This is a genomic window from Actinomycetota bacterium (assembly GCA_040754375.1).
GTDB lineage: Bacteria > Actinomycetota > Acidimicrobiia > Acidimicrobiales > AC-14 > JBFMCT01.
The window spans coordinates 25,853-51,781 of sequence record JBFMCT010000023.1; the positions used below are offsets into that span (position 1 = coordinate 25,853).

Below are 25,929 nucleotides of genomic sequence, written 5' to 3' on the forward strand. Positions count from 1 at the left end.
AGGTCCACCGGTCGGAGCGTGATGGCGGCAAGGCTGCCGCTGTCGACACACGACCCGACCGGTGGAGGCCGCCAGGATGCCAGCAGCACCGTTGACCCTGCCCGCGCGCGAGGAGATCCGCGCCGGGATCGAGCGTGACGAACCCGTGGCGGTGATCGCCGCCCGACTGGGCCGGCACCGCTCGACGGTGAGCGCCGAACCTGCGCCGCAACGGAGGCCCGTGCGGGTACCGCGCAGCGGCCGCCCAGAGTCGAGCCGACCGCCAGCGCTGCCGACCGAAGGAACCGGCACTGGTGGCCGCCCCCGAGTTGGGCGCTCACGTCGAGGCTCGGCTGCGGGCGAAGGACTCCCCCATGACCATCGCCAGGGAGCTGGCCGCCGGCCTCCACCCCGTGGCCGGCACGGTCAGCCACGAGACCATGTACCAGGCCGTCTACGGTCACGGCTCTCGGGGCCTGCCGGCCGGGCTGCACACCGGGCGGCACCGCCGTCGCCGGTGCCGCAAGCACCGTCGTGGCGGTGAAGAAGCCCAGGTCACCCGGCGTGGGTCCTTCGGGGCGTTCAGCCCGATCAGCGCCCGCCCGCCAGCAGCAGCCGGGCGGGAAGAGGTCGGCCACCTGGCGGGCGACCTGATCATCGGGGCCCGCAACGCCTCGGCGATCATCACCGTGTTCGACCGGGCCAGCCGCTACCTGTGGCTGGCCGACCTGCCCGAGGCCACGGGGCCGAGGCGACCCTGGCCGGGCTCGTCGAGCTCATCGAGCGGTTGCCGGAGGCGCTGCGGCGCACTCTCACCTGGGACCAGGGCCGCGAGATGGCCGGCCATGCCCGGCTGGCCGAGTTGGTCTGGATCGACGTCTACTTCGCCGACCCGCATTCGCCCTGGCAGCGCCCGACCAACGAGAACGGCAACGGCCTGCTGCGCCGCTACGTCGGCAAGGGCACCAACCTCGCCGTCTACAGCCCCGCCGACCTCCGATTCATCGAGCACCGCATCAACACGATGCCTCGCCGCAGCCTCCGCTGGTCAACGGCCGCCAGCGTCTACGATGCCGCTGTCGCGATGACCGGTTGAACTCGCCCACCCTTGGCGGTATGGCTAGATACTCCCGGAGAGGAGAGCTGCTGCTTAGTCGGAGAATCCGTAGTCGAAATCAAGGACGCCTATGAGCCGCCGTTGATGGCCACCCGCGTCGTCTGTCAAAGGTATCCCAGCCTACACAGCACCTCACGAGACGACGGGTCGATAGCCGGGGCAGAATCAAGGACCGGGGGCCTTGGTCCCCTCCTCACCTGCTTCAAGAGCCCGCCATCTACACCCTCGTCATCGAGGCCTACGTAATTGAGAATGCCGCGTACAATATGGACTGGATCTACAAGGAGTTCTTCGTAAACAACACGAAGAACCTCTAGTCCCGATATTCTAGCCTCATCAACTGAGGATACCTGCCGTGCCCAATGTCGTAATAGAAGGGCCTCTAACTCGCGCTCAGTATTGGTGATATTCCAACGGGCATACCGACCGGCGTAACGTTCAATCTTCGCACGCTCCTTTCGAGCGTATGAGCGGGACACATCGAGTCCGTTACGCACCACTTCCACGATGCGTACTCCAGGCAACATCGATACGACCCTATTAAGGATACCACAGACCATCACGCTCTTGGTCAGTATCCGCCTATGCTTACTGAGAAGGCAGAATGCACCCAGGACGCTAGGAATGAGTGGCGACGGGTTCGACAAGGCGAGGAACCTGTTCTCATCGAGCCAGAACGGAGGAACATCCACATCCGCTCGATGCCACGGATAGAGGCCGGGGTGCCATAGCTCGTTCGCCTCGCCGGGGAACATCGCCACATGACTATGCGACCCGACGAGCCCGGCAACGAGCGTAGTGCCGCTTCGTCCGCAACCGATAATCAAGATCGGTGGCGGCAGTAGACTCCTCTCGGAGAATCGTGGCGCAGATCTAGCGATACTACGTGCCATCCGGGCCCGCACCATGTCCGCCCTGGCGCCACGCAGGGGCCCGCCAAATGGACGACGGACGCCAGCACCGTGGCGGTCGACCGAGGACCCTCCGGTCATCGGGGCCTCCCTCCCGACGTCCCGCCGATGGCTTGCGGGCTAAGCACGCGATCGCCCATAGTATCGCCAAACCCAGGTTGGAACCTGGCGAAGCTGGCGAGCACATGCGTCCTTCGCCCAAGACCGGGGGCCATGCCACTCACCCTCCGTTCGCGACCGTCTCCTGTTCCAGGATCCAGTAGCCGATGCTATCGAGTAATCTGCGTTCAGGATTGAGACGGCGGGCCTTCGCAGTCGGGAGCGGGCGCGCTCCGGAAGCCATCTTCTCGCCGTGCCTATCACAGCTGATCTTACCTTACGCGTGCGCGCCCCAACGATACGACCCGGATTGCACGAGGGAGACGGCTACGCCCGTTCGCGTTATAGTATGGACGTCCGATCCACCTGTCCCAACTGGTTTGCATCTGACTTCACGATAGAGATCGGCCTCGGAGTAGTCAGCATCCGCGGGTCCCCACGACCCGTGGAGGACGATCTGACCATGTCCGATCCCGAGGGAGGAACCGACCGCGCCGGCCGGCGCGCCAAGCACTTCTTGAGCGCCTTGCTAGAAGTACGAGATCTTCCTGCAGCTCGTCCGCCACGAGGTGACGATGAACGAGGCGGCGGAGCGCTGGCAGGTCGACCGCAACGCCATCTCCCGTACCCGGGTGGTGGCCAAGGAAGGAGCCCTGGAGGCACTGGCCAACTCCCGGCCCGGGGCGCGGACCAAAGAGCGCGACTTCGAACTGGGGTCGGCCCGAGCCGACGCCGCCCGCCTGGGCGAGGCGCTCAAGGACCTGGCCGTCAAGCTCATGCTGGTAAAGGGAGAAGGGCGCTGGGGCTGATTGGCTTGGGTCCCCGCCCGCGTCGATGCGGCCACCAAGGCGGCGCTGCTGGATCTCCTGGACCGGGCCACCGCCGAGGGTTGGAGCTGGCGGGGAGCGTGCCGGGAGCTCGAGCTGGGGCGAGGTCCGAGCCCACCGTTGGGCCGCCCGGCGGGCCGACGTCGAGTTCGAGGACGGCCGCCCCGGCGGCTCGCCCGTGCACGGCCTGTTGGAGGAGGAGGAGGCGGAGATCGTGGCCATCTACCACGAGTGGGCTGAGGTCGACCGCTCCCATCGCAAGCTGGCCCACCGGGGCTCCTACCTGGACGGGTGTGGGTGTCGCCGTCGACGGTGCGGCGCGTCCTGGCTGCTCAGGGTGAGCTGGCCCTCCCCGCCGTCGCGGACCAGCCCGCACGCCGTCGCCGCCTCGACGTAGCGGCGGACCGTCTTGCGGTCCAACGCCGACAGCCGGGCGACCTTCCGCTGGCCGTCGCCCCGCAACCACAACCGCAGCACCTCTCGGATCTCGTGCACTCGAACCTCCCTGAAGCTCATCGCCACCTGCCTTGGCCGCTTGTCGGTCAGGTGGCGACTCCAACCTCAGCGGCGCCGGCGCGGGTGGGATGCTCCCGGGTGGTCCCATCACTGGCGAAAGGGTGGTCCCATGCTGCTGGCGAAACTCACCTCAAAGTGGTCCCATGCAGCTGGCGGGCGACAGCGTTCCGGCCGTAGCTTCGACCTGCGCGACGGAGAGGTCCGTTGCCTGGCCCAGGGCGGAGGGTGAGGGACCGGGCGCAGCCCCGGCGGCGAGCTCGTTGTCTGTCAGGCCCCCTTCGGGCGAGGTCGAGCGTCCGATTGAGCCCTCCCTGGCTGCGGTCGGAGATCTCCATGCCGCTCAGCGCGGCGAAGGAATGACCGGCACCCGGTTACCGCCGGCGCTGCCCCGACCATCCCGCCTGGTCACTGGAGCCGATCCGCTACGCGTCCCTGCACCCCGTCCCCCGACGGCAGGGGCAACCACGAAGCCCTGGCGGGCTTCGACCCCCATTGTCCTCGGGCACTGGACCGGGCCGTCAAGGCTTCCCCTTCGGGCGGCCTGCGGCCGGCCTTGGCCGCCCTCGACGTCACGGCGAGTCGTCCGGGCCTTGCCGGCGCGCGCCCTCTGGCATGGCCGACGTTCCCGAACCGGCGCCCTCCGGGGGGAGAACGTGCGAACTCTTCGAGTCCGCGCCTCTTGACCTGGGGCGCTCCTTTAGGAATGACAGACAGGGGGGTGGCGGTGACGGCCATCGAGGACCTGGTGAGCCGCAAGTGGGTCGCCAACATCGTCTCGGCCGAGGAGACCTCCACCCAGGTCCAGGTGGTCTTCGCCGAGGCCCTGGCTGCCGAGGGGCTCCTGGCCGCGGTGGAGGCCCGCCAGGACGAGGTCGTCGATCCCGGCGTCGATCGACCCGGGAGTTCATGACCCTCTGGGCCATCCACCAGCACTTCGCCCGGCCCGGCACCCCGACCGACCAGGCCTGGATCGAGTCGTTCTTCGGCCACCTCAAGTACGAGTTCACGCACCTGCTGAAGATCGTCGACCCCGCTGTCCTGCGGGCGGAGCTGGAGGTGATCCGCACCGCCTATACGGTGTTCGGCTCCATACCGGCATTGGCTACGTCACCCTGAACGACGAGCACGAGGGACGAGGGGCACCCATCCGCAGAGCCCGGGAGGCCGGCCTCGAAACCGCCCGTCTGCGCCGCCTCACCTACCATCGCCAGCACCCCCCGAACCCCAACCGACAAAGGACCCCGCGATGCTGACTGATCGAATTGGGATCTCTATCTCGAACTCAGAAACACCTCACCCCCCGGCTAAGCGTGTGAGCGCATCATTCTCTCGACTGCACGCGGAACCTGTACTGCTTCTGGGTAAGGTAGGGTACGTTCAATGGCGGTCACTCAGCTGCACGCTCAACTTCGCCACGCCCTTCATCGTCCTGATAGTAGAACCACGCGAGTGATTGAGCATGTCTCCGTGAAGGGCCAGTCGGGCGGACCCCTAATGCAGGCATGGCACCGCCCGAGGTCCAGGCTATGGCTACGAGTACGAACAACCCGGGCGAGTCCCCCGCTTCGGAACCACCGCATTGAACCAGAGGAGTACGCGTGTGTTGGATGCCTAGTGACTGTTCTGGGAGGATCGTGTGGTAGTAGAACGAGCTAATCAGCTTCAGGGTATTAGCAGGTCTGGGTACATAAGACGTCGCATCACGGACACTGACTCCGAACGCTTACCTAAGTTACAAATCCGCGTCGGGACCGGGCGTCGCCGTCCGGGGACAACTCCTGTCAGACTCGGGCCGATCGTCCAGTGAAGGCAAGTGCTGGTTGCAACAGGGACTCGGACACCGAGGAGTCGTCCCCATGAGCGATCAACCGCCGCACAGCCTGAGCATCCGGACGCTACGCGGCGCAGCCTGGCTGTTCGCGAGCAGCTGGGTGCGAGCTATACTTAGCATCGCGATCGTTGCCGTCCTTAGCCGGATACTAACTCCGCTACAATTCGGAGTCGTTGGTGCGGCGCTAGTCGTGATCGGACTGGCGGAGCGGCTTGCTGAAGCGGGGCTGAACCACGCACTCGTCCAGGTCAAGGACCTCACACAGGCCCATGTGAGGACCGCATTTACTCTCACGATGACAGTGTCAGCAATCTTCGGCGCGGCCACCGCTATCAGTGCGGAACCCATCGGAAGATTCTTTGGAATCGAGGAGCTCCCGCCCGTCCTGCGGGTCATGGCGCTCCTATTCCCCCTTGACGCGATAGCCGGAACTTCTAAGCGACTGCTGCAGCGCGAGATGAGGTTCAGGCACTATGGTGCGGCTGATGTGCTTTCGACAGCACTCGGCTTCGGTCTCGTGGGGATCGTCTCGGCCGTTCTTGGAGCCGGAGTGTGGAGTCTCGTGTTCGCACACTTCGGACAGACATTTGTGATGGCAACCTACTGCATTATAGCGCAACCGCACAGCCTTAGACTACAAATCGACCGCGGGGCACTACGAGACTTGGTCCGGGTGGGTGGCGGCTTTGCTCTAACCGAGATATTTACGTACTGCGCCCGACGCGGCGACAACTTAATGGTGGGTAAGCTACTCGGCGCTAGCGCCCTCGGACTCTACGGGCGCGCGTACGCGTTGATGGACCAAGCTAACCAGCTTATCGCGAGCGTGGTGCAAACGGCGATGTTCCCGGCAGCATCCCGGGTCCAACAGGATGTCGAGCGGCTTCGTCTGGGTTATGTACGAGGCCTCGCCATCACGTTCGTTATCTTCATCCCATCGGGCGCCGTTGCTGCGCTACTGGCTCCAGAGATCATTGGAGTGCTACTAGGGAGTCAGTGGTCGCCTGCTATAGGACCCTTCCAGATACTAGCCGCCGGAATGTCTCTTCGAGCTGGATTCAAGCTCAGCAGCACCATTCTCCAGGCTAAGGGCGCGGTCTACAGGATGGCACGCTTGGAGTTCGTGTACGCCATGGTCGTCATCGGTGGCGCAGCGATCGGGTCCCAGTGGGGTGTTAGTGGCGTAGCCACATCGACCCTGGTCGGCGTCGCAGTCTCATTCTTCCTCACAGCTGGCCTTGCGATGAAGGTCTGTGGCATTCGACGGCGTGACCTCATAGGGATATCTACACCGGGGGTGAGGCTGGCACTAGCATCGGTAGCTGTAGTCGCACCACCGACCCTGCTCTGTCGCCACTATGCGTTGCCGCAGATCCTTACGCTCGGGGTTGCAATGGCGCTACTGGCGATCATGTTGCTGGCCCTTGCGAGGCGCTATGGACGCCAACTGTTTGGCGAGCACGGCGTGTGGCTCATCCAGTCAATCAGTATTCCGCTGTCCCGCCGCTTCCTCCCACGCTGACGCAGGCAAGAAGGACTTCCGGTCCTGAGCCCGTACGGCCTCGCGTGCAATCCGTCGAATTGCGGCGTATGCACGGTATCCGGGACCGCCAATCCCAATGTGCTGACCGCCCTTGTCAAGGCGGCATGCGTGAGGGAAGCGATCCTTCCAGAGGTTGGGATCACGTACGGCTAGGGCAGCGAGGTACACAGCTGAGTATGCGTAGGGAGACTCGCCTTCATGGATCACCGTAAACCCGTTGTCGGAGAACATTCTCCGAAGCGCTTGGGGTGTGAATCGCCAGTAGTCTCCGTACTCTTGCCCGTGCTCTGGTTGAGCAAATGGGACGACCACTAGCACGGCATCACGACTTAGATCGCAAAGATTCCGAATCGCGATGAGATGGTGGTATGCGTGCTCTAGTGTGCTGTGGTTAAGAACGAGGTCGAACTTCCGGTGTAGCTCGGCTGGCAGCGGCTCTTCAAGGTCAATTACATAATCAGTGTCGTGGCTATGCCCGCGACGCCCGCCGAGGTTGGAGCGGCGATACGCGACGGCATTCGGAAAGTAGTCCCTATACTTGCCACCGTCCTTATCCGAATCCTCCCACGCAGATACATTGAGGACTTGACCATACGCTAGCGGCCCAACCGCCTTTAGGAACTCGTTGGACCACAAGCGTGCGCGCCTATCCGTAGGACGTGCGGCGTATATTCGCATGGATCGCTTGATCCCTGCTGGCGACCAAGCGCTCATCCGTGAACACCTTTCCATCTCAATGCCTCCAGCGTCGCTCGTGTGTGCTCCGTCTCCGATTCGAACTCGCGTTGTTCTCGGCTATTCCATTCAGGTGCCATGGTGCTCCGACGGCTACGGCCGGGGGGCCGTCGACGCAACGCCTGGAGATCGTGTGGCTTGACCACGGGCGCTACTGAGAGGAAGGTGCAAAGACGTTCTTGACCATCCTGGTCAACACTCGCGATGTCAAGAACCATCGACTCGCCGGGAGACTGCCTCATGTCAGCTAGCGCCCTGCGGTAATACGCTGCCCACAGCCATGCCAGCCGGCCGACGATTGTCAGAGTAGCCCATCTCCGATACTCCTCGTCCCCACTCGGCGTAAGCCGGCTGAATACGTGGCTCGTGCGCCGGTAGGGAGCTTGGAAGCCTGGGGCGAGCCGCGTGTCGAGCCGCACATGGCGCTCGGAGTACCACCCCTTCGCCTGATGCGACCTCACCACGGCAGCGGGATCACGGTAGACAAGGACGAACCGAGCGTCGAAGCAATGCGACAATACTGTAGTGAGTGGTGTCAGCAGTGGGTTTGCCTCAAAATACACTCGCCCCTGGCTCGCTGCTCCATAAATCCGCTCGGCCCTGGCCTCAGCTAGCAGCCCGTGGTCCACCGGCAGGTGGTGCCACGCTGCCCAACAATCAAAGGCATCAGCAACTGGATCGAAGCTGTGGTCGAGATGGAACGAGGCAACTCGCGGGTGCGTCGCGAGCAATGCTGCTAGAAAATGGGTACCGCTTCGACCCATCCCGAGAGCGAAGCAAGGTGATGGCCGTATGGGGAGTTGAGCCAGGCGGTCGAGAGCGTCGCTGCGGGGGCTGTGCGGCTGGATCATGGATCCTGTCCCGCGGTGAAGCACTGTGTCAAGAGCGTGCGTGATTGATCGGACGACGGCTCTCTTCACAGTGCGATCAGGCGGTCTCTGCTGGATGGCATGAAGCGGTAAAGGCGTTGTGGCCCCGCCAGCGGAAGTGCTCGTGTGGTTCGGGTCCCGTGGCTCTGGAGGATCCCGGTGTGCCCCGAGGATATCGCAAGCCTATAGGTCGACTCTCGGAAGGTGTGGTCGCCCCCGAAGGGAATAGCCAAGAGACTCGATGTGAGAAGTCCGCTTCCGAGCAAGTCCTCTCGTCCTCCTGAAATCTCCAGCTCAACGACGTGGTCCGGCACGGACGATAGCATGTAGTGGTGACGAGTATGACTTCCAAAGCGAAGTAGGCCACGGGTATCGAGGGAGCGATAGATGTCTGCGGTGGGGTAATCGGCTCTGGAACTTGAAAGTGCATGTTCGTAGGCGAATCGAACACAGGCCTCAGCAATCTCATCGCTCGCTATACGGCGGGGATCCTTCGTGTCTTGTATCAGGTACTCTGCTCGTACTGCGGGATTGCGAAGGAAGGTTGTGAACAGCGCGCTTAGCCCGGCGTTCCGCACTTGGTGGATCGTGTGGCGCCAGTACGACCCGCCGCGCAGTAGACCACCGATCAGGAAGGACGTCGCAGGAATATGCCGTCGCATGAGTATGGGCAGTGCGTGATCGAGAACGCTTCGGTGGCCATCGTCGAATGTAACTGCGGCCAACCCGCGCACCTCCTTCGCTGCGGCGTAGCGCGCATACAGCTCATCTACGTGAATTATCTCATAGCTCCGTTGGAGAAGCGCCATGTGGTGGTCGAACGTCTCAGGAGTGACGGCGTGAATTCCCGTCTCGTACGGAGCTGGTTCTACCCTGTGGTAGAGGAGGATTAGAGGCTCGCGCCGCAGCCAGGCGGCGACAGGACTGAACCACGGCGCCCCGTACCTGCGGACGACGGTCCGGAGCCTACGGACGTATCGACGCGATGTCACGGCGACGCCCGATTCGCACCGCACTGGAGACCGGCCAAGCACCGCTCCGCCCGAAGCTCCCAGGTGTGACGCTCCGTAAGTCGTTGTCGGGCATTGCGACCGACATGCCATGCCGACTCAGGTGACTCCATTAACGACTTTAGCGCGGCGATCCAAGCGGCCGGGTCATCGGGGGGTGCGAAGAAGGCTGTATCGCCATCCGTGAGGACCTCGTGCAGTACCGGATGATCGGACGCTAGTATGGGGCGGCCGGTCGCCATGTACTCGAATAGCTTGAGAGGGCTCATCCAGGCGCTCGTGTCATTATGACCTTGAGCGGTCTCCACGTTGCGACCGTACGGCATCAGGACGACGTCACTCCAGCGGTAGTGCTGGGCGACAGCACTTGGCGGCACCTGCCCGTGGAACGCCACATTTGGGGGAGTGGACGGTGCGGTGTCGCGACGGCCTCCGACAAGGCGGAACGTCATCTCGGGAGTCGCGCTGGCCACGTCGAGGATGAGGTCGATACCGCGGCCTCGATAGAAGCTGCCGACGTAGAGAGCGTTACGTACTTCGCGACCCTGGGCCGGTACGGGCACTTGAGCCACGAGCCGAGCCGGCGCCGCGCTGGGCTCGACCTGAACCTCTTTGCTGACAGGATACCGCCGGTCACGCCACAAGCGGTGAAGCGCCTCAGAGATGAATATCATTCGTAGAAGGCGATCCGACTCAACGAGGCGCTCCAAGACGCGACGTACAGCATTTGTCGGCGGATTGTGAAGTTCGAGGACCACCGGTAGGCCAATAGCCACTGCGGCAAGTGCGGTGAATGGGTGGCGAGAGTACACTAAGTCAACCGCTCCATGGTGCATCAGGAGATGCGAGACCACCTGCGCAGTATAGGCAAACTCCCGTCCGCGAGTAGCGGGTACCGGTAGCCGCAGGATCCGGAGTCCATCACCGATCATGTAGTAGTGTGTGATGCTCGAGCCAGTGGCGCTTGCGCGTTTCGCAGTAAGTTGCACCGAGTGCCCGCTTGTGACGAAAGCGTCCGCTTGGTTCACAGCGGCAACGCTGGAGGCTCGCACGCCTGGCACAGAAGCCTCTGAGATGTAGAGAATACGCACGTGATGTCGGCAGGCAGGGTCGATGGAGATGGCTAGATCTGGGATACAGCTGAGGGCAGGCCGTGCAGGTCAGTGATAACACCGAGACAGGGTGTCCCGTGGAGTGGACTGGCTCCTTCAGTCGCGATGCGTGCGACGAAATGGACCCCGTTCTCAGTTGCTGCTCTCCAATCACTTAGGGCGTCGCCCACCATGACACATCGCCCTGGGTCGAGATCGTGGAGATCAAGGAGGTGTGATATCCAGGTGCCTTTAGGAGTGGGTGAGCCGTGTACGCTCTTGAAGTAGACATCCAGTCCTAGGGTCGAGACGATGTACTCAATCTCAGCCTGGGGTGTCGCAGAAACGACGAAGCATGGCGCCGAGCTGGAATATGCTTGCAGGAAGGCGTCGGCTCCGGGTACGAGGGGCGAGCGGAGAACACGAGCGACGACAAGCTGTTCGAATCGCTGACAGAGCTCGGCCATTGTGGCCTCGGTCAGCTCCTGGTCGAGGAGGTGCTCGTAGACCCAGCGGAACTTCTCGTACCGCGAGAGCCCGAGGTTGGCTACGTGGTACTGCACGACAGCCTCTGTGATACATAGAGGATGATCAGCGAACAGCTCACGGAATGCGTCCGTCTTCACCTCGACGGATTCTAGGATGACGCCGTCGAAGTCAAGGAACAGCGCCGCGAGGTTGAGGCGAGGGTGGTGAACTGGCGCCTGGCCCTGGACGGAGCCTCTCTGGGTTGAGCTGTCGTCTAGCAACTATCCACCCCCGTTGTTGAACAGATCGGGTGGTGCCGTCATACGGATAAGCTGGAAAGCCTCTCCGAATCCGACTCCGATCTGGCTCCCGCGGAACAGTGCAAGGGCCCGCAGGGCCTCCACGGAACGGGCAGCAGGATACCCTTGCAGCTGGCTCTCGTACATTCGCATGGCCTCGATCTTAGGCTCAATATGTGCGGTGATGTCCACGACCCACGATGGGGTGAAGTTCGGCTCGATATGTGGTGCCGTCCAGTGTGTCTCGGAAACCGTTTCGTAAGCGGCGAGGACCGAGATACCCCGCCCGGGGCCGACCGGGCGGCATGCGACCATGCAGGCATCGAATACCACCCGGTGATCCACATGGCGGTCGACATATGGTACCAGGACAACCTGGGGTTGGAAGTCCTTGAGTACAGTGAGGATCCGCGCGTTCACCTCTGCCACCGGAGCCTCCCTGAGCAAGACAGCGGGGTAGTCGAGGAAGATGGACGACTTGACTCCGACGATGCCGTGCGCGCGGCGCGCCTCGGCCACTGTTCGCCGGTGGATATCCGCCGGGTAGAGGGGGGGCATGTGGGCGGCGACAGTGAGCACTATCGCCTCGCCTCCGGCACCAGCGAAGCGTGCGATCGACCCCCCGGCGCCCAGGATCTCGTCATCGGGGTGAGGGGCGACAACGAGGAGCCGGCCAGGGGCACTCATCCCTGACTGAGCCCGGGCTTGCGGATGACGAAGTCGCCGGCGGCGAGGACTTCGAGCCCGGTGGCCCAGAAAGTGCGGAGGGCGTCGGAGAACGTGCACACGATCGGCTCACCCTTCACATTGAAGGAGGTGTTGAGGAGCACCGGCACCCCGGTGATGTCGCCGAAGCGGGTCAATAGACGGTGGTATAGCGGGGACACGCGCTCGTGGACGAACTGCACGCGGGATGTGCCGTCGACGTGGACCACCGCAGGCGCATCGCTGGCGAGGCGGCTGTTGGCGGGGAAGGCGATTATCATGAAGGGCGCGTCGGTGTACCGATCGAAGTAGTCAACTGCCGCTTCCGCTGGCATCGATGGGCAGAATGGTCGCCAGTACTCGCGGAACTTGATGATGGCGTTGACCTTGTCCCGGTTGGCGACATTGCGCGGGTCCGCGAGGATGCTGCGGTTGCCGAGTGCACGGGGCCCGGCCTCCATCCGCCCCTGGAACCATCCGACTATCCGGCCCTTGGCAAGTTCCATCGCCACCGTCGTACACACATCAGGTGCGCGCTCGTAAGTGAGGCGGGCCAACTGGAGGGTGTGCTCGATCTGCTGGTTCGTCTCCTCGTGCCCCAGCGCCAGGGTCTCGAGGCGCTCCGGGTGGGCGCCCGTCGCCTGGTAACAGGCAGCGAGTGCCGCCCCGACAGCGGCGCCGCCGTCGCTGCATAGCGGCATCGGGAAGATGTCGTCGATTTCGGGATTGCTGAAGAGCCGGCTGTTCATCTTCACGTTCAGGCCGACGCCACCGCCGATGCACACGTTGCGGACCCCCGTCTCCTTGATCGCCCATCGCACCAGGCGCTCGACGGTTACCTCGAGGATCTCCTGAACCGCGTACGCGACAGCCTCATGCCAGGGCGTGATGTCCTCGTGAGGAAGGCGCGGCGGGCGACCGAGTAGGTCGACCAGGCCGTCGGTGAACCGGTCGGAGTAGCTGTGAGGGCCGTAGTGAATGAACGTGGGCTCCACCTCGAACTCGACGCCGTCGGGCGCCACCCGCACCACCTCCTCGATCCTGGTGCGGAGTTGGTGGTCGGGACGCCCGTAGGCTGCGAGTCCCATGACCTTGTACTCACCGTCATAGGCCTGGAACCCGAGGTACTCCGTGAACGCGGCGTAGACCCAACCCAGTGAGTGCGGCATGAACACTTCCCGCAGGGGGCTGAGCCGGTCGCCGTCCTTCAGCCACAGAACAGTCGTGTGCTGGTCACCGGACCCGTCGATGGTCAAGCACACTGCTTGGTCGAACGGGGACTGCATGGCTGCGTGGAACGCGTGCGTGTAGTGGTGTGGTACGGCAACCAGTGGCGGGAAGGCAACGTCGCCGAACGACCTCCGCCAGTGGAACTCGTGGTACTGCTGGAGGGACTCCTGGTTGAACTTCCTGAGGACCGACTGCTGCCACGCCACCGTGCGGTCATCCACTGGGAAACGCTCCCCGAGTGAGTCGAAGAACGACGCCATCGTCCCGTCGCTGTATGCGGGAAGGTTCCAATTGATCCCCACGCCCGCGACATCGCTGATTGATGCGCCGGCCTGTGCCAGGCAGTGCCTCAGCGCCCGAAGGGGATAGAGGTAGGGTGCATGTTTGAAGCGGTTGTGCCGCTCCTCCTCCGAGTAGGCCAGCACCTTACCGTGCCGGACCGCCGCCACCGCGGGGTCGAGGTGACCCTCGAAGATCCCGAGGAAGACCGGGGACCTGTCGGATGTGCTCATAAGTGTGGGCTCCTGGTAGTTCGACCGCCCGCCTCACCTGCTGCCCACGAACTCGCTGTCCCTGAGAGTCCGCGACACCCGGGTGCTGGGCCGCCTCCGATCGAGCGCTCACGATACTAGGGTCTGGTCGAGACGGCCGTTGGCCGAGTCGGCCCGCTGCCAAGGGTTGTGGCCAAAGGGAGAAGATGGCATACGGCGCATGTCCAGTCCACAGGGCCCCTCCGGTCCACGATCGCGCCCGGCCTAGTCGGGTGCCGATCACCGTGATCGACGTGCTCGTGGTGGCCGCGGCCATCGGGACCGCTTTTCAGAAGCCGACGTTCCCGGGTAATTTGTCGATCGTCGACCCAGTGTTCGTTCTAGTAAACTTAGTGGCGTTTCGCTACGTCCTGATCAGGGCGAATCCTGGTAGCGAGCTACTTCGGCGTCTGCTTCCCTGGCTGTGGTTGCTGTGTGTGTCCACGATCGTGACCATGATCCGTGTCGGCATACCGTTTTGGCTCGTCTCAACGTTCGCTCGCGAGATTCTCGCCGTCATTACGTTTGCAGGTCTCGTGGCGGTGCTCGCCGGCCGGCCTCGAACGATCGATCGGGCCCGCATCGCCTTTCTCGCGGCCGTCGCGTTCGTGGCGCTTACGAACATCTTTGAGATCGGAGGGCGGGCCGGAGAACGACAAGCCGGGCTCACGGTCCGGAACGTGAACTACGCCGCTCATCTACTCGCGATGGGCCTACTCGTCCTCGGGACGGCCCGGAACCTCCGGCGGTCCCTCCGCTGGCCCTTGGCTGGCGTCTACCTGTTGGCACTTGTCCGCACGGGATCGTTCGGAGCGCTTCTCAGTCTGCTTGCGGCCACGGTTTACGTGGTTTGGCGAGCGACATCACATTTCCGCGGCCAGGGGCGGGTGTTGGTCCGGATCGTCTCGCTCGCCGCGCTGCTGGCAGTCGGAGCGTGGGGTGTGAGCAGTATCAGGTTGGCGGAGTTCGATGTGGGATCGGGAGTCGACTCCAACCGGCTCACTCGCAGCGAGTCGTCGCGTATCGATACGTGGCGCTATGGCCTCGAACAGCTTCGCTCCCACCCGTACGGGATCGGCCCGGGAGGCTATGAGTTCCTCCCAGAGAAGGCAGGGACTAGCGACGAGATGCATAGCGATCCCTTGGCGTTCCTGGTTGAGCATGGTCCGCTTGGGCTCGTGGCCTTCTTGGGCATCGCCTATGTCCTCTGGCGGGCAGCGCCACCGGCGAGCGCGTCCCGGGTCGTACTGGTGGCGTTCGCGGCCGGCGGTCTTGTGCGCCAGACGTTCACTTTCCGCTACATCTGGATCGCGCTGGCCATCGTGCTCGCCAGCGACCTTCTGGACCGGCGCCAGCCAGCTCAAGATCCAGTCATGAAGGCCGGTTGAGAAGCAGCCTGCCAGTCTCCGCCCGGCCCGAGAAGTTGTCGATCCGACGGTTTCGGGTGCGCCGCCCGCCCTTCTTCGCGACGCGCGCGTAGACATCTAGCGATCGCGTGGCGACCCCACGCTGGTCGAACGCATCGAGGCTCCGCCGGCGGGCAGCCTCGCCCAGGCGGGCCCGGAGCCCAGGATCTTCGAGCAGTAGCGATAACGCAGCCTCCAGGTCGTCTGCCGAGCGGGGCCGCACGAGCAGGAGGTCCCGAAAGGGACGGCCGATCTCCCGGCATCCCTTGATGTCAGTGAGGACGATCGGTCGGCCAACCGCCGCGGCCTCCATGGACGCTCGCGACAGACCCTCTCTTGCGAATGACGGATGGACGAACACGTCAAGCGCCGAGAGCACGTCGACCATGTCTTCCCGCAGGCCGACGAATCGCACCGCCTCCGATCTCACGTCGACGGCGTCTGGATGGCCCTCGTCGGAGGCACCGACCCACGCGAAGCGGGCCCGGTAAGCCAGTCGCTCGGCTACCTCTGCGAACACTAGGACCCCCTTGGACTCCAACACCCTTCCCACGGCGCCTACCAGGATCTCGTCCTCGCCGATCCCCCACTCCTCCCGCACCCGGGTGCGGCCTTCCTCGTCGAAACGAAACCGGGTGAGGTCTACGCCATTGCCGACGTAGGCGCGCCTCTGCGGCGGGACCGCCCATCGGAGGGCCCGCTCGTCATCCGCGTTCTGGTAGAGCTCGAAGTCGGAGAGCTGCGCTGCCAGAGCTTCGACGAGCGTTACGCCGCACCGCAGGAGAAGCGGATCTTCCTCGCGGGCCCAGAGCCCGTGGCATGTGTTCACGATAACGGGCACGCGGGCAACCCGGCCGACGACACGGCCGAGGACGCCGGCCTTCGGCATGTGGGTGTGCAGCACATCGAGATCGAGCTGCCGGAGCGCCCGGTAAAGCTCCTTGGCGGCCCTGGTGTCAGCCCCGAGGTCCCACGACCGGGACAGGCTCGGGACATGGACCGGCTCAACGCCGAGCGATCTCAAATGTGGTGCCCACGTGCCGGGCGCCGAGAGCGCGAACACCTCGGCGCCCGACGCGAGATCGACCTCCAACTCGGTGCGCAGGAGCAGGAACAGGCTGAAATCGGCCGAGGCGAGATGGCCGATGCGCAGCGGTCGCTCCGTAAGGGTCGCGGTTGCTGGCACCCTCACCACTGGGGGCTAATCGTCCGCGCTGCGATCTGCGCGATCCGTTCGAGGTCGTCGGTGCTCACCCTTGCGTGGAAGGGGATCGAGAGGATCCGGCTGCACAGGTCCTCAGTGACGAGGAACCGCTCGCCGCGGTCGAAGATGGGCTGGCGGTGGACTGGTGGGAAGTAGACCTTGCTCTCGATGCCCTCGGCACCGAGCGCCACCATGAGCCGGTCGCGGTCGTCCTTCCGGTCGAGCAGGAGGGTGTAGAGCATGAAGGTGTGGTCGCGGTCCTCACGGGTCACGGGCGTGCGCACACCGGCGACCGCGGCGAGCCGACGCTCCATCCATGCCGCGTTCTGGCGCTTCGCAGCCAGAACGTTGTCGAGCTTCCCAAGCTGCGCCCGCCCCATCGCTCCGTGGACTTCGGACATCCGCCAGTTGTAGCCGACCCGGTCGTAGACGTACTGCGAGATCTGCCCGTGATTGCGGAGGAGGCGGACGGCTCGGTCCAGTTCCGGGTCGTCGGTCGTGATCATCCCGCCCTCGCCCATCGTCACGTTCTTGTTGGGCGCGAAGCTGAACATGGCGGCGTGTCCCAGACTCCCCACCGAGCGCCCGCGGTAGGTGCCGCCGTGGGCCTGGGCAGCGTCCTCGATCAGTACGGCTCCGGCCCGTTCGGACACAGCCGCGAGCTCGGCCACAGAAGCAGCCTGGCCCGCGTAGTGAACGGCCAGGATGGCTCTCGTACGGGCCGTGACGGCGGCCTCGGCTGACGCTGGGTCCAGCGTGAAGGTCTCAGGCTCGACTTCGGCGAACACCGGCGTGGCCCCGGCGTGCACGATCGACGTGGCGGAGGAGACAAAGGTCATGGCGGGGACGATGACCTCGTCGCCCCGGCCGATGCCGAGGGCCAGGTAGATGGCGGTGAGAGCGTCGGTGCCGTTGGCAAGCGCCACGGCGTGGCGGGTCCCGTGTCGCTCGGCGAACTCACGCTCGAAGGCCTCCACCTCGGGGCCGTTGTTGAGCACCCCTGACCGCAGGGCCCGGTCGATCGCCTTCAGCTCCTCGTCACCCGCCAGCGGGTAGGTCATGCGGAGCCACGGCTCGGGCATTGGTTCACCGGGCGGAGGCGGCAGCACGTCGTCCAGCTCCCGATCCCCCGCAGTCGCGGGGGTCACTTGGCGACCCGGACGTTACCGAGGTACAGGACATCAAGCCCGCATGTGAAGAATGTGCGGATGGCATCCTCGGGCGAGCACACTATGGGCTCGCCGTTGAGGTTGAAGCTTGTGTTGAGGACCAGCGGGACGCCGGTCGCCTCAGCGAAACACTCGATCATCCTGTGGTAGCGGGGAGCGGCGCCGGCGTCGACCGTCTGTAAGCGGCCAGTGCCGTCAACGTGGACGACGGCAGGGACTTCGGACGCCTTCTCCGGTCGGAACCGCAGGACCTTCTCCATGTAGGGGACCCGGGTGCCGGGCACGCAGTCGAAGTACTCATGGACCCGTTCGGCCAGGATGGCGGGCGCGAACGGCCGGAACGCCTCCCGGAACTTGATTGCAGAGTTCACGACTTCCTTGCCGTCGCTCCGCCTGGGGTCGAGCAGGATGGAGCGCCCGCCGAGCGCCCGCTGACCGAACTCCATCGGCCCCTGGAACCACCCCAGGATCCGGCCGGCCACGAGGTCGTCGGCCGCGGATTGACCTGGGTCATTCACCACCCGGGTGTTGGGCAGCCCGTAGCGCCGGACGGTCTCTAGGCACTGCTCGTCGGTGTAGGAGACGCCCCAGAAGTTGTGCTGCGGGAGATCCGTCACCCGGTCCTTCGTGCGAAGGGCACTGAGGTACAGCGCGGCGCCCAGCGACGTGCCCGAGTCGTCCGGGCAACTCGAGATGAAGACTTCCTCAAAGGGGGTGACCGCGGTGATCTTGCCGTTGAACACGCTGTTCATGAAGCAGCCGCCGGATACACTCAGCTGTGGTACGCCGGTGCGCGCGTGGAGCCGGGTCAGGATGCGGGTGAGGATCTCCTCGAAGACCGCCTGGGTCGCCGCCGCGATCTGCTCGTGGTGCGCGACGAGGTCCTCACCTCGGAGCCGGGGCGGGCCAAATCTCCGTACGAACTTGTCGGAGAACATCCGGGCGTCGTGAAAGTTGTAGAACTCGAAGTACTCGAGGTCGAGCTCGAATGTGCCGTCGTCGGCGACGCGAACCAGATCGGCGAACGCCTCGCGGTAGGGGTTCTCGCCCTCGGCGAAGGCAGCTAGCGCCATCACCTTCCACTCGTCGGAATCGGGCCGAAAGCCCAGGTACTGCGTGACGGCACCGTAGAGAAGCCCGAGCGAGTGTGGGAAGAGCACCTCCTCGAGGCGTTCCACCTCGACCCCGTTAGCCATGGCCAGCAGGCACGTCTGCTTCTCCCCCCGCCCGTCCATTACGAGGACCGCACTCCGATCGAACGGACTTAGGTGAAAGCCCGCTCCGATGTGGGCGTCGTAGTGGTCGATGAAGGTGATGGGTGGACAGTCGACGAACGTGTTCGACAGCGTCATCGGACCGTCGGCGCGTGTCCCCAGGAACTGGAACAGCTGGCTTGGTACTTGGAACAGGTGCTCGACCCTTGCTCGGCGCGTGGTGAGGTACCCAGGGGGCGGTGTCTCCATCTCGATGGCTGGGTTCCACCCGATGGCGATCTCGTCGAAGTCGCTTAGCTCCAACCCGGCTTCCTGTAGGCAGCGGCGGATGGCGAGCACGGGGAACCCCCGGCTCTGTTTGCTGCGATCGAGCCGCTCCTCGGGGATGGCGACTTGGACGACACCGTCCACCACGATCGCGGCCGAGCAGATGAAGACATCGTGGCAGATCCCGAGGATCCTCACGAGTGCACCTCCGCTCCCTGCCGCACCGCCGGTAAAAGCCGATGGATCACTGGCTCACCTCGTTCCCCTGGAAGTCGGGCATGGTCGCATGCCCGGGAGCCGTGACGCCGACCCGCTGCAGCACGCACTGCGGCGTGCGACACAGGATGCGAAGGTCGAGCCACAAGCTCCAGTTGTCTACGTACCACACATCGAGGCTGAACTTCTCGTCCCAGCTGACTGCATTGCGCCCGTTGATCTGCGCCCAGCCGGTGATACCCGGGAGGACGTCGTGGCGGCGGGCTTGCTCCGGCGAGTATCGCTCCAGGTACTCGCGCCGGAGGGGCCGGGGCCCGACCAGGCTCATCTCGCCGCAGAGCACGTTCCAGAACTGTGGCAACTCGTCGATTGCCAGCGACCTCATCATCCGGCCCAGGCCGGTTATCCGGTCACTGTCCGGGAGGAGGTGCCCGGAGGCATCGGTGACGTTCTCCATGGTCCGGAACTTCACCATTGTGAACAGCGTGCCGTGTTGGCCGGGGCGGGTTTGGCGGAACAGGACGGGGCTTCCCATTGACAGCCGGATGGCCAGAGCGGCCATGGCCAGAAGGGGGCTGGCCAAGGCGAGAACGGCGGCGCTGACCGAAACGTCCACGGCCCTCTTCACCACTCGCCGCCACCCCACCTGCCTCACCCCGCCGTGCTCCCCGACCCGACCGGTCTGGCGATGGTCGCGTTGAGCAACGCACCAGCGTGGCTCGTCGAGAGTTGCTCCACCACCACGCCGGCAGTCTCGGCCCAGCCCCGCACGTCGGCCTCGGTGTGGAACGTGACCACGGGGTTCAGCAGTTGGTCGGCGAAGTAGTTGCGGGCTTCACCGTAGGAGGGCGGCCGGACGCGCCGGTGGGTCACCAGCCGCCCCACCCAGAAGTAGAGCCAGAAGGCAGGCATGAGCAGGCCGCGGTTGACCACCCGGTCGAAGCCCGGGCGACCGTCGGCCCAGCGGGGCAGGCGGGCGGCAGTGCGGTAGAGGGCGTGGTAGTACGAGCTCCGGCGGTAGACGGTGACGATCCCGCGACCGCCGGGACGTAGGAGGCGCGTAACCTCGCGGAACGCTGCCCAGGCGTCCCCGGTGTGGTGGAGGCACCCGGTGGCGACCACGATGTCGGCGCAGGCGGACCGGAATGGGAGGCCGAGGGCGTTGCCCTGGACGACCCGGACCCGGTCGGCGCTGGCCTCTGCTACAGACCGGGCCAGGCGTACGGACACGTCGCTGATGTCGACGCCGACGCTGATGCGGGCACGCTGGGCGAGAGCCGCGAGAAGGTTGCCGGGTCCGCACCCGACATCGATGGCGATCTGCCCCGATGCGGAGCGGAGGAACGATCCCGTTGGTCCCGGGGCGTTGGCGTACGTATGCGCCTGCGCCAACCCCACCTCGTAAGGGTGACGGTTGTAGTGATCCCGCGCGGTGGGGGTGGCTCGCACTAGCAGCGCTACGCTCTGGCCATCTGCTGGGCGACGGTCTCTCGCAAGGGCGCGGGTCGGACTGTTGCCGCGTGGGGGGCCTTCACATTCCCGAACGTATCCGGCCGAGCAAGGACAGCTTGACGATGCCGGGGCGCGGCGAGATGGGATATGAGCAGTTGTGAGAGGCGGCGGTCTGTCTCGTTCTCCCGAAGCGGGACCGCTTCCAGCTTGTCGCCGTCTCGCAGGGCGTAGTGGGTCGTGACCGCGCTCGGATGTAGAAACCAGGAGGCGGGACACTTCGGCGATGTACCCCTGGTCGCCCCTACCCCCGCTGTGGGTCCAGAACAGTCTTCCATCGACGATGTCGGCGAAGCGTAGGGCGCCGACGCTCGCCCCTGAGACCGAGACTGTATCCGCCGCCCCTTGTCCATTTGCCGCGAGGTTAGTTCGAAACGCGTCCCGCGTCGCGGAGTGGCGGTCAGTCGGGCTGTTTGCTCTCCCAGAACACGGCGACTGAAGGCCAGGCAGCCTGCCTACATCTGACGTTCATCGGTGATGGGTCGTGGCGTTGTGGGCGCTTCGTCCTCGGCTACACGGGGTTTCGCTGTTGCCAAGAAGTTCGACGTGGCGCCGCGAACTTGGTCGGAGAGTGTGAGGCGCGTGCGCGGCCCGAAGCTGGCGGAGGGGCTAAGGTCTGCACCAGTGGAAGCGGACGGCAGCGGCTCTGACATTGAGCTGCGCGAGTACTTGCGTGTGCTTCGGCACCGGGCGTGGATACTCGTTCTCCTAGCGGTAATCGCCGTGGCGAGTTCGGTGGCTCTGTCCAGATCACAGACCCCGATGTACGCGGCCACCGCTGAACTGCGATTGCAGCCGCGTGGATCCGAGCAACTGTTCGACTCGCAGGTCGGGCCGCGCTTCGACGCGACCCGGGCCATTCAGACCGAGATCCGCGTGATTGAGAGCCGGCCCGTAAGGGAACGCGTCCGGCGGGATCTACCTGATGCTCCCGCAGTGTCGGCCTCGGCAGTGAGCCAGACCGACATTGTGCTGTTGAGGGTCGAGAGCGCCGATCCTGGGTTGGCGGCGGCGGCCGCCAATGCCTATGCCCAGGGCTACATCGACCATCGGCGGGAGGCCGAGGTTGCGGACCTGGCCTCGGCCATTACGGAGCTCGAGAAGAGCATTGCCGAACTTGACACCCAGATTGCAGGCGCTCCCGAGTCGAGCCGCCTGGCGCTCGGCAATGCTCGCAACGCCCTCTTGGAGACGCGCCAGGACCTCATCCTGAGCTCCCGGGTCAAGACTGGCGGCGCTCAGATCGTGCAGGATGCGGTGGTGCCGTCGGGGCCCTTCAGCCCCCAACCAATCCGCACTGCGGCAGTCGCGCTTGTGCTCGGGCTGTTGCTGGGCGTCGGTCTGGTCTTCTTGCTCGATTACCTCGACGACACGATCAAGACCAAGGATGACCTTGAGCGAGCCTCGGGTCTTCCGGTGATCGGCCTCATTCCGGAGGTGGCTGGTACACGGCGGGACCAGCCCACCGTGCAGTCGCTCGATGATCCGTCATCATCGGCGGCGGAGGCATACCGGACCATGCGGACGTCGGTGCAGTTCATGGGCTTCGACAAGCCCGTGAAGGTGATCCAGGTGACATCTCCTAGCTCAGCCGAGGGCAAGACAACCACGATCGCCAATCTGGGGGTGGCGTTGGCCCGGGCCGGCCGGCAGGTGACGGTGATGTGTTGCGACCTTCGTCGGCCCCGGCTTCACAAGTTCTTCGAGATGGACAACGACGTCGGTTTCACGTCGGTGTTGCTCCGAGAAACCACTCTGGCCAGTGCCTTGCAGCCAGTGGACGAACTTCCGCGCTTGACGGTGCTGGCATCGGGGCCGGTGCCTCCCAACCCATCGGAGCTGTTGGCCTCCAAGTCGGCGACCGAGATGATCAGTCCCCTCACTGTGGAGGAGCGGCTCGTGCTGGTCGACTCGCCCCCCGTGTTGCCGGTGACCGATGCCCTGGTGATCTCCCGCTGGGCGGACGTGACGCTCCTGGTGTGTTCAGCCGGCGTAACACGGCGTGGGGAAGTCCAACGGGCGGTCGAGCTGCTACAGCGGGTGGGTGCTCCGGTGGTGGGAGCTGTGTTGAACGGGGTGAAGAAGAAGGCCGGTTACGGCTACGACTACCGCTATCACTACCGGCCACACGAGCTCAGCTCAAATGGTGTGGGCGAGCATCAAACGTCTCGCAGGGAGCGACGGAGGGAGCGCCGAGCGGGCTGAGCTGGTCCCGGCCCCCAAGCGAGCCCAGGGGCGACGGAAGTGAACGGAGGCGAGTACAGCCCGATTCAGATTCCCCGGGCGTGTCAGCCAGAGCGTCGCCAGCAGGGAGCTCCGCCAGTTCGATAAGTAAAGAGCCGTCCTCTGGTAACGCGTAGCGGCCCCGCCGGGGCGGGGCCGCTGGAAACCGGGATGTTTGCTCAGCTAGCCGGATATGCAGCCGAAGGCGATGCGTAGGGCGTTGATCACTGGGCCGATGAAGGCGGCGAAGGGGCCGCTGGCCAGGGCGGCCAGGATCGGGCAGACGATGGCCTGGATGTTGATCTGGGGGGCCAGGGCGGCGCCGAAGCCGAGGGTCTCACCCAGCGTGGAACCCAGGCTGTCGAGAGGCACGGTGGCGTCGTGGGCGATGGCCGGGTGGTCGGCCGTGACGCCCGAGTCGGCACTGCGGGCCAGAGTGATGCCGCCCATGACCAGCGCGACGGCCGCCAGCACGGTCACCAGCCGCCACTGACGGCGAGGCTTGGTGGCCTCTAAGGGTCGTGTGGCCTGGATAAGGTCTTCCATGATGGTCTCCGATCGCCGACCGCCTGCCGGGCACTGTAATTCGCTGCGGGCCGGAGAGCCAGCATTCCCTCCCCGCCTGCCTTTGGCTGCACTCTACCCTGATCGGGCCTGCCTGGGAACCCCCCAAAGACGGCCGGCACGCTGAGTGGCGCGACGGTCACGGAGCCGGCGGGGGGCCCGCCGGGCGGTGTTGCTCCTGGCCTTGGTGGCGGTCGTGGGGATCGGGGCCTTCGCGGCGGTTACGACGGCGGCCGCCGCCCGGGAGGCCCAGCACGCCAAGGCCTCTTTGCTGCGGGCCGAGGCCCGGCTGTCGGCCCGTGACCTGGGGCCGGCGCGCGACGAGCTGACGGCAGCCGACGGCCGCTTGCGGGAGATGAAGGCCCACCTCGACCGGCTGGGTCCCCTGACACCGCTGGCCAAGCTGGTGCCGGTCGTGCGCTCCCAGGTGATCGCGGTGGAGACGATTCAGTCGTCGGGGGTCGTCCTGACCTCGGCCGGCCTCGACCTGGCCGACGCGGCCGAGGGGCTGCTGGAGACCCGGGCCGGGGAAAGCCCCATCTCGGGGGCACTGGTGCGGCTGCGGGAGGTCAACGCCTCGCTGGCCCGGGGGGCGGCCAGCGTGCGCACCGCGGCCGCCCAATTGGAGGACCTGGAGGGGCGCTGGCTGATCGGCCCGGTGGCCGACGCCCGCGACGTGCTGGCCGGGCGAATGCCGGACCTTGAGCGCCAGGTCACGTCGGCCGCTGAGGGCCTCGACGCCCTCATCTGGTTCGCAGGCGGGGAGGGCGACCGCCGCTACCTGTTCCTCAGCCAGAACCCCGACGAGATCCGTCCCACGGGCGGGTTCATCGGCACCTACGGCCTCATCTCCATGGGCCCGGGGGCGTTCGCCCTCGACCGGTTCGAGCCCATCCACGTCTTCCTCCAGCGCCACCCCACGGCCGTGGTGCCCGCCGCCGAGGCGGGGTCGCCCTTCCGTTTCGTCAACCCGCCCCGGGCCATGAGCCTGGCCAACGTCAACAGCACCCCCGACTTCGCGGCCGCCGGGCGGCGGGCCGTCGATCTGTGGAACGGCGCCGGCGAGCCGGCCGTCGACGGCGCCTTCTCGGTCACGCCCGCCTTCATGGCCCGCATCCTCGAGGTGCTGGGGCCCGTCGACGTGCCCGACTACGGCGAGCGGGTGACGGCCGCCAACATCATCGAGCGCTTCGACTTCTACACCGACGAGCTCGAAGACCTGGCCATCACCAACGTCGAGCGCAAAGGCTTCGTGGCTTCGCTGGCCGAGGTCGTGATGGACCGGCTGCTGGCCGCCCCGGCCAACCGCTGGCAGGCCCTGGGCGACGCTATGGCCGCCGGCTTCGACGCCCGGGAGGCCATGGCGTGGTCGACCGACGAGGTGGTGGCCCAGGCCCTGGCCAACCGCAACTGGGACGGCACCCTGCCCGAGGTCGAGGGCGACTTCTTCTACAACGGGGAGTGGTCCTACGCGGCCAAGTTCAACCGGGGCATCCGGCGGACGTTCGACCATCACGTCCAGCTCCGCGACGACGGTTCGGCCCGGATCACGACGACGATGGTCGTGGCCAACACCCGCGAGCGCTCGCCCTTCAACCCCGGCACCCTGAGCTACGTCACCTTGTACGGGCCGGCGGGGGCGGTGCTCGACCCGGCCGCCTCCGACCCCCCGGTGTCCGAGGAACCGGCCGTGGCCGGCCACCCGGGGTGGGGCTGGTTCGTCAACGCCCCCCCGCTGGGCCGCGTCACCCTGCGGGCCACATGGACGGCCGAGGACATCACCCGCCCCGGCCCGGGCGGCACCCGGGACTACTCGCTCACCTTCCTGGGGGTGCCCGACCACACCGGCGACGTGCTCAACCTGCGGGTCGAGCCCCCCCCGGGGTGGAGGTGGCAAGGCGACCCCCCGCCCGCCCAGTTCTCCCTCGACGACGACGTCCGGGGCTCGTGGCGCCTGGTCAGGGGCTGACACCGACGGCCCGCGGGCTGGCTCGACGTAGTTGTACTGGGGTCACACTCCGGTTTGATGAACGGATGAACACGACGACGCAGCGCCTCACGATCACCGTCGACGCCGACCTGATCGAGGCCGGCCACCGCGCTGTGGAGCCCGGACGGGCCGCTTCGATCAGCGGCTGGGTGAGCCGGGCACTGCGGGAAATGGTCCACCGGGACCGCAAGCCGGCCCTCTTGGCTTCGGCCGTGGCCGGCTAAGAGGACGAGCTCGGCGAGATCACCGAGCCGAGGTCGCCGCTCAGAGACACGTCGACCGCCGCCAGGGGACGGTCGTCCGAGGCCCGGGCCCGGCTGGGGCCGGGCTCGGCTGGGCCGGGCTCGGGCCGCCCGCCTCGGCTGGGCCGGGCTCGGGCCGCCCGCCTCGGCTGGGCCGGGCTCGGG

At 65.6% G+C, this 25,929-nt stretch carries 23 protein-coding genes and 3 pseudogenes; 11 read left to right on the forward strand and 15 right to left on the reverse strand.

Annotated features, from left to right (window positions below; genetic code table 11):
• The first annotated feature begins 76 nt into the window (after positions 1-76).
• The 3 genes and pseudogenes from AB1673_10875 to AB1673_10885 all read left to right on the forward strand — a co-directional run bounded on the left by AB1673_10875 (position 77) and on the right by AB1673_10885 (position 1,075).
• Positions 77-181, forward strand: a pseudogene (locus AB1673_10875) (helix-turn-helix domain-containing protein).
• A gap of 19 nt (positions 182-200) precedes the next feature.
• Positions 201-653 (forward strand): annotated as a pseudogene (locus AB1673_10880) (IS30 family transposase).
• A 41-nt stretch (positions 654-694) separates the two neighbouring features.
• Positions 695-1,075 carry an IS30 family transposase gene (locus AB1673_10885; GenBank protein ID MEW6154476.1) on the forward strand — a complete coding sequence of 127 codons (381 nt, stop codon included), beginning with the start codon at positions 695-697 and terminating at the stop codon, positions 1,073-1,075.
• Between the two features lie 125 nt (positions 1,076-1,200).
• On the opposite strand, the gene AB1673_10890 is transcribed toward AB1673_10885, so the two are convergent.
• A complete protein-coding gene (locus AB1673_10890) occupies positions 1,201-2,088 on the reverse strand; it encodes a sulfotransferase (GenBank protein ID MEW6154477.1) in 888 nt (295 codons plus the stop codon).
• 593 nt (positions 2,089-2,681) lie between these two features.
• Here AB1673_10890 and AB1673_10895 point away from each other — a divergent pair.
• Positions 2,682-2,915 carry a hypothetical protein gene (locus AB1673_10895; GenBank protein MEW6154478.1) on the forward strand — a complete coding sequence of 78 codons (234 nt, stop codon included), beginning with the start codon at positions 2,682-2,684 and terminating at the stop codon, positions 2,913-2,915.
• Between the two features lie 354 nt (positions 2,916-3,269).
• Here AB1673_10895 and AB1673_10900 read toward each other — a convergent pair.
• Positions 3,270-3,449 (reverse strand): annotated as a pseudogene (locus tag AB1673_10900) (IS21 family transposase).
• 724 nt (positions 3,450-4,173) lie between these two features.
• On the opposite strand from AB1673_10900, the gene AB1673_10905 reads away from it, so the two are divergent.
• From AB1673_10905 to AB1673_10915, 3 genes are all read left to right on the forward strand, one after another.
• Positions 4,174-4,359 carry a hypothetical protein gene (locus AB1673_10905; GenBank protein MEW6154479.1) on the forward strand — a complete coding sequence of 62 codons (186 nt, stop codon included), beginning with the start codon at positions 4,174-4,176 and terminating at the stop codon, positions 4,357-4,359.
• The gene (locus tag AB1673_10910; protein ID MEW6154480.1) at positions 4,356-4,565 is read left to right on the forward strand and encodes an integrase core domain-containing protein; all 210 of its coding nucleotides are present in this window, start codon (positions 4,356-4,358) and stop codon (positions 4,563-4,565) included. Before AB1673_10905 ends, AB1673_10910 begins: the two co-directional genes overlap by 4 nt.
• 740 nt (positions 4,566-5,305) lie before the next feature.
• Positions 5,306-6,802 (forward strand): lipopolysaccharide biosynthesis protein, encoded by a 1,497-nt coding sequence (locus AB1673_10915; GenBank protein MEW6154481.1) that lies wholly within the window; start codon positions 5,306-5,308, stop codon positions 6,800-6,802.
• A gap of 731 nt (positions 6,803-7,533) precedes the next feature.
• Here AB1673_10915 and AB1673_10920 read toward each other — a convergent pair.
• The 6 genes from AB1673_10920 to AB1673_10945 all read right to left on the reverse strand — a co-directional run bounded on the left by AB1673_10920 (position 7,534) and on the right by AB1673_10945 (position 13,742).
• On the reverse strand, positions 7,534-8,409 hold the full coding sequence (locus tag AB1673_10920; GenBank protein MEW6154482.1) for a sulfotransferase: 876 nt from the start codon (positions 8,407-8,409) through the stop codon (positions 7,534-7,536).
• Positions 8,410-8,474: 65 nt separating this feature from the next.
• Positions 8,475-9,530 carry a polysaccharide deacetylase family protein gene (locus AB1673_10925; GenBank protein ID MEW6154483.1) on the reverse strand — a complete coding sequence of 352 codons (1,056 nt, stop codon included), beginning with the start codon at positions 9,528-9,530 and terminating at the stop codon, positions 8,475-8,477.
• On the reverse strand, positions 9,416-10,369 hold the full coding sequence (locus tag AB1673_10930) for a glycosyltransferase (protein MEW6154484.1): 954 nt from the start codon (positions 10,367-10,369) through the stop codon (positions 9,416-9,418). The genes AB1673_10925 and AB1673_10930 overlap by 115 nt, the downstream gene beginning before the upstream one ends.
• A gap of 191 nt (positions 10,370-10,560) precedes the next feature.
• Positions 10,561-11,277 carry an HAD family hydrolase gene (locus tag AB1673_10935; protein MEW6154485.1) on the reverse strand — a complete coding sequence of 239 codons (717 nt, stop codon included), beginning with the start codon at positions 11,275-11,277 and terminating at the stop codon, positions 10,561-10,563.
• Positions 11,278-11,982 carry a PIG-L deacetylase family protein gene (locus tag AB1673_10940; GenBank protein MEW6154486.1) on the reverse strand — a complete coding sequence of 235 codons (705 nt, stop codon included), beginning with the start codon at positions 11,980-11,982 and terminating at the stop codon, positions 11,278-11,280. It abuts the gene before it with no gap.
• Positions 11,979-13,742, reverse strand: a complete 1,764-nt coding sequence (locus tag AB1673_10945) for a carbamoyltransferase C-terminal domain-containing protein (GenBank protein ID MEW6154487.1) — start codon at positions 13,740-13,742, stop codon at positions 11,979-11,981. The genes AB1673_10940 and AB1673_10945 overlap by 4 nt, the downstream gene beginning before the upstream one ends.
• Before the next feature lie 263 nt (positions 13,743-14,005).
• Here AB1673_10945 and AB1673_10950 point away from each other — a divergent pair, with 263 nt between their 5' ends.
• Entirely contained in the window at positions 14,006-15,148 is a 1,143-nt protein-coding gene (locus AB1673_10950) for an O-antigen ligase family protein (protein ID MEW6154488.1), read from the forward strand.
• Here AB1673_10950 and AB1673_10955 read toward each other — a convergent pair.
• From AB1673_10955 to AB1673_10975, 5 genes are read right to left on the reverse strand one after another with little or no spacing between them, the layout of a single operon-like run.
• A complete protein-coding gene (locus AB1673_10955; GenBank protein MEW6154489.1) occupies positions 15,132-16,361 on the reverse strand; it encodes a glycosyltransferase in 1,230 nt (409 codons plus the stop codon). The two genes, AB1673_10950 and AB1673_10955, sit on opposite strands and share 17 nt — an antisense overlap.
• Entirely contained in the window at positions 16,355-17,518 is a 1,164-nt protein-coding gene (locus AB1673_10960; GenBank protein MEW6154490.1) for a DegT/DnrJ/EryC1/StrS family aminotransferase, read from the reverse strand. The genes AB1673_10955 and AB1673_10960 overlap by 7 nt, the downstream gene beginning before the upstream one ends.
• Complete coding sequence (locus AB1673_10965; protein MEW6154491.1) at positions 17,515-19,218, reverse strand: carbamoyltransferase C-terminal domain-containing protein; 1,704 nt, start codon at positions 19,216-19,218, stop codon at positions 17,515-17,517. The genes AB1673_10960 and AB1673_10965 overlap by 4 nt, the downstream gene beginning before the upstream one ends.
• Positions 19,219-19,264: 46 nt before the next feature.
• Positions 19,265-19,864, reverse strand: coding sequence for a sugar transferase (locus tag AB1673_10970; protein MEW6154492.1), 600 nt, complete (start codon positions 19,862-19,864; stop codon positions 19,265-19,267).
• A 23-nt stretch (positions 19,865-19,887) separates the two neighbouring features.
• Positions 19,888-20,628 carry a class I SAM-dependent methyltransferase gene (locus AB1673_10975; protein MEW6154493.1) on the reverse strand — a complete coding sequence of 247 codons (741 nt, stop codon included), beginning with the start codon at positions 20,626-20,628 and terminating at the stop codon, positions 19,888-19,890.
• A gap of 741 nt (positions 20,629-21,369) precedes the next feature.
• Here AB1673_10975 and AB1673_10980 point away from each other — a divergent pair.
• Positions 21,370-22,950, forward strand: a complete 1,581-nt coding sequence (locus tag AB1673_10980) for a polysaccharide biosynthesis tyrosine autokinase (protein ID MEW6154494.1) — start codon at positions 21,370-21,372, stop codon at positions 22,948-22,950.
• Between the two features lie 201 nt (positions 22,951-23,151).
• Here AB1673_10980 and AB1673_10985 read toward each other — a convergent pair whose 3' ends face one another.
• Positions 23,152-23,514, reverse strand: a complete 363-nt coding sequence (locus AB1673_10985) for a hypothetical protein (GenBank protein MEW6154495.1) — start codon at positions 23,512-23,514, stop codon at positions 23,152-23,154.
• 145 nt (positions 23,515-23,659) lie between these two features.
• Here AB1673_10985 and AB1673_10990 point away from each other — a divergent pair, with 145 nt between their 5' ends.
• Both AB1673_10990 and AB1673_10995 read left to right on the forward strand, forming a co-directional pair.
• Positions 23,660-25,501, forward strand: a complete 1,842-nt coding sequence (locus AB1673_10990; GenBank protein ID MEW6154496.1) for a DUF4012 domain-containing protein — start codon at positions 23,660-23,662, stop codon at positions 25,499-25,501.
• Positions 25,502-25,566: 65 nt separating this feature from the next.
• Positions 25,567-25,746 (forward strand): hypothetical protein, encoded by a 180-nt coding sequence (locus AB1673_10995; protein MEW6154497.1) that lies wholly within the window; start codon positions 25,567-25,569, stop codon positions 25,744-25,746.
• Here the strand turns inward: AB1673_10995 and AB1673_11000 are convergent.
• A partial coding sequence (locus tag AB1673_11000) for a hypothetical protein (GenBank protein ID MEW6154498.1) occupies positions 25,743-25,929 on the reverse strand: 187 nt, incomplete at its 5' end. The two genes, AB1673_10995 and AB1673_11000, sit on opposite strands and share 4 nt — an antisense overlap.